Here is a 4,231-nt window from a genome sequence, read left to right as displayed (position 1 = left end):
CAATTTCTAAAAACCTGTTATTTAAATCAAGACCCTTTAATTAAAGATAAAGTAAAGGGGAAAGTTAAGTTAATCTATATTGATCCTCCGTTTGGGACAGGTGATGAGTATGGCGGAAATGATGGAGAAATGAGTTATAGTGCCAAATTAATGGGCGCTGAATTTATTGAGACATTAAGAGAAAGATTAGTTTATTTACGAGAAATATTGAGTAACGATGGAAGCATTTTTATTAGATTAGATTATCATTTTGGGCATTATGTCAAAATAATTGTAGATGAAATATTCGGTAAAGATAATTTTCTAAACGAAATTGTTATTAATCGTATAAAGAAATCAGATTCAGGAGCTAAAAAGTTTAATGTAGCAACAGATTCTTTATTTATATATTCAAAAACAGGAAGATATAAAGATAATTTTCAACCATTTTATAAAAAATTACAAAGTAAGAAAGAAAATCGTTGGCATGCAATGGATTCGCAAGGCCAAGGCAGTCCTTTAATTATTTTAGGGAAACTAAGATACCCTCCAAAAGGAAGGCATTGGACATTTAAACAAGAAAATATTAATAAATTGGAGAAATTAGGAAAAATAAGAATATCAAAAACTGGTACACCACAATATTTTATTGACTCAACAGAAACAATTTTAGTTGATTCTAATTGGACAGATATCCCAGGTTATTCATTTCAAACTGATTATCCAACAGAAAACTCTGAAATATTATTATTTAGGGTTATTAATACTTTTTCTAATCGCAATGATTTAGTTTTCGATTGTTTTGCTGGTTCTGGAACTACAGCTGCGGTTGCTGAGAAACTAGATCGTCGCTGGATCATGTGTGATTTTGGCAAACATGCCATTTATACCATGCAAAAAAGAATCTGGAATATCGCTGCTTCTAAAAAATTAGGGCAAGAGGCGAAGGAAAATGAAAAATATGGCCAGCCCCCTCAACCTTTTTCCATAGTTTCTGCCGGAGTATATGATTTCTCTCGGATTATGAATTTAAGAAAAAATAAGGAAGCCTATATTAATTTTGTGTTGGGATTATTTAGCATTATTCGAGAAGAAAAAGATTATATTTCTAAATACAAACTTTCTAATATCTATGCTGAAAAAGATAATAACCCAGTCGAAATATATCCTGTTTGGGATGATGAATATCTTAAAGAAGTTAGAATAGATGAAGACTATTTAAAAGAGATAATTAGAGCTACAGGAGGAAGATTAAAAGGAGATTATTATATAGTAACCCCAGAATCCTGTACAGTCATAACTAACACCACTTTGAAAAATGGCAATAATGAAGATATTAATTTTAAATTATTAAAATTTCCCTATAAGATATTAGAAGACGTTTCTCGCCATTTTCAGATTAAAGACCAACCTGCATCTACCGGAGATATTAATAAACTTATCTCTTCAGCCGGTTTTTATTTTAATGAAGAAATAGAAATAGAAATAGAAAAAATGCCAGAAGGATTTAAAATAAAACATTTTTCTACTGGGATATTAAATCAAAACAAAGAAAGATATGAAGGATTAGAAGGGCTGTCAATGATATTAATCGATAAAAATTATAATGGGCAAGTATTTAATCTTGACCAAGCAATCTATAAAAACGAAATTAATGATGAAGGAATAGTAAAAATAGAAGGGTTAACCGAAAATAGTCATTTAATTGCTATTGATAAGCATGGTAATGAAAGTAAAATTATAAAAATTTAAGAAAAGGAAGGTCGCTTAAAATGCCCAAGGTTGAAAAACTGTATTTATCAAATCACACCTTGGATATCAATATCCGTAAATGTAATTATGATAAGTTCGATTTTTCTGAAGTGGAAGATTTTGTTAGAGAATTAGTAGGTAGCCGGGACTATCAGTATAATGCAATCAAAGAATTGATGATCTATCTTTGGGGAGGGGGCTATCGGGATGTTTCTCAATTAGCCCGAGAAAATTTTGAGAAAAAGGAAGCTATTCAACAACGATTTCAGAGCGAAGAGAATTTTTTAAGGCATTTACCTTTACCAGATAGATTATCTGGTGTAGTACATTTAGCTACTGGTACAGGAAAGTCCTATGTAATATTTGCTATAGCTTATCTTTCCATTATCTTAGGTAAAACAAAAAGAGTGTTAGTACTTGGTCCCACTTCTACGGTAATTGAAAGTGGTCTAAGAGGAAAATTTCGAGAATATTTATACGGACAAACTGCTCATAGATTACAACAAAAACTTCCTGTAAAATACCGCAATATACCCATTAATCTTTTAGATGAAAATCAACCAATTGTAGATAATTCAATCGTCATTGAAAATATTAATTCTGTATATAACAAAGATAGAAATTCAATTGGAGATACCCTATTTTCTCAGACTGATGAAGTCTTAGTTTTAAGTGACGAAGTACATCATGCTTATTCGCATTTATCTTTTAGTGGAAATACTTATATTATTAAAGAAGGTGGGAGAAGGGAAGACCTTGAGGAACGTTTATGGATGAAATTTATTCGAGAAGAACCAAAGATTAAAAGACATATCGGCTTTACCGGGACTCCTTATAATCAGGATGAGTATTTTTCTGATGTAATTTGCAATTATTCTATAAAAGATGCAACAGAAGAAAAAATTATTAAAAAAATTAATCCTATCATTCACACCAAAATTGAAGGAGAAAAGGAAATTGTTTCTCTCTCTCAAAAATATGAACAGATATTAATTACCCATGATGAAAACAAAGAAAAATGTTCTTATCGAGATAATAAGGGTAGTTCCTATTTAAAACCGATTACTATTTTTATCAACCCTACCCAAGCACGCGCTCAAAAAAATACTGAGGAATTTATTAAAGATCTAAGTGAATATTTAAAAAATATCCATCCTGAATACCAAAATCTTTCTATTTCTGAGCTGGATTCTTTAGCCAGAGAGAAAGTAATTTGTGTAATCAGTAAACCTACGGATAATGATTATCAAGAAAAATTAGAACAGATAGAAGAGCTTAATCCTGAAAAGCCGGGAGGCAAAGTAGAATTTATCTTTGCGGTAAATAAACTATCAGAAGGGTGGGATGTAGATAATGTTTATCAGATTGTTCCTATGGAAGAAAGAGTATTCAAATCTAAACTTCTTATTTCTCAAGTATTAGGAAGAGGTCTAAGATTACCTCGCAAAGTTCCCAATAGTATAATCCAAGGGAATTATCCCGTAGTTACTATAGCCAATCATGAAAGATTTGCAGCACATATAGAGGAATTAATGTGGGCAGTTACAGATTGTGAAGCTCGCTTTACCTCTCGAATATTAGAAAAGGGATTGCGAACTAAACACAACTTTCACCTTTTCAATTTAGAATATCAGCCAGGAATGAAAACCGAAAAAATAACCAACCAAAAACACATCCCTCAAAATAGAACCTTAATCTTAACTTGTCCTTCCGAAAAATTACATTTAAAAGTAGATTTTCTGCTGGGTCAAAAAAGATTTGATCTAACTAAAGAATTTTTTACAGTTGATGAAGTAGCTACAGAGATTGTTGATAGATTTAAATGTCATCAGTTTGAAAATGAACATTTTGATTTTGGAATTAAAGTTGAGGTTGGTAAATTAGCTGATTTTGATTATATTAAAGGAATGATTAAAACCTCGATGCAAAATGCGGGCTTTAGAGATAGTAAATTATCTAAGAATAATCGCCAACAAATAAATATCTTTTTTAATCAATTTCTTTCTCAAGGAACAAAAAAACCAAAAAGGATAAATATAGATGGAAAACTGCTCGAGATTAAAACAGAAAAAATGGATGCTTCCAGTATCCGTTCTGGAGAGCTGAATAAATATACCAGTGTTTTTATCTCCGAAGATTATCAACAAGAATTAGAAGAAGAAAATAAATTTGTTATTGATTATTTAGCAAAAAGATTTAAAAAAGGTCCCAGTGATCAAATGACCTTAGATTATTTTATGCCTCAGGATAAATCAGATTATTTCCGGCAAGTAATAAAAGATCAACCTCTTTTCGCGGTTAATACTTCTTTATTTAAAACTCCTCAAAATTTAGTTATTCTTTCTCATGAACCGGAAAAAGCTTTTGTCTTTAATTTAATAAAATATGCAAAATATTTAGATTCTTGGATTAAATCTCGAGATATGAGATTTTATAGCCTTGATTATGAATTTTTTAAAAAAGGAAAAGACCGTACCCGCCGCAGTTTTAACCCTGATTT

2 protein-coding genes are annotated in these 4,231 nt (G+C 30.7%); both read left to right on the top strand.

The genetic code is table 11. The annotated features are described in order from the left end of the window. Positions 1-1,731 (top strand): site-specific DNA-methyltransferase (locus KKC53_04250; GenBank protein ID MBU2598377.1); only part of this gene is annotated, 1,731 nt, incomplete at its 5' end. Positions 1,732-1,751: 20 nt separating this feature from the next. Next, the coding region (locus tag KKC53_04245) for a DEAD/DEAH box helicase family protein (protein MBU2598376.1) at positions 1,752-4,231 on the top strand (2,480 nt) is incomplete at its 3' end.

This window comes from Actinomycetota bacterium (assembly GCA_018830725.1).
Lineage (GTDB): Bacteria > Actinomycetota > Humimicrobiia > JAHJRV01 > JAHJRV01 > JAHJRV01.
Note: the sequence above shows the minus strand (reverse complement) of the source record. Positions and strands in the feature narration are given on the sequence as shown.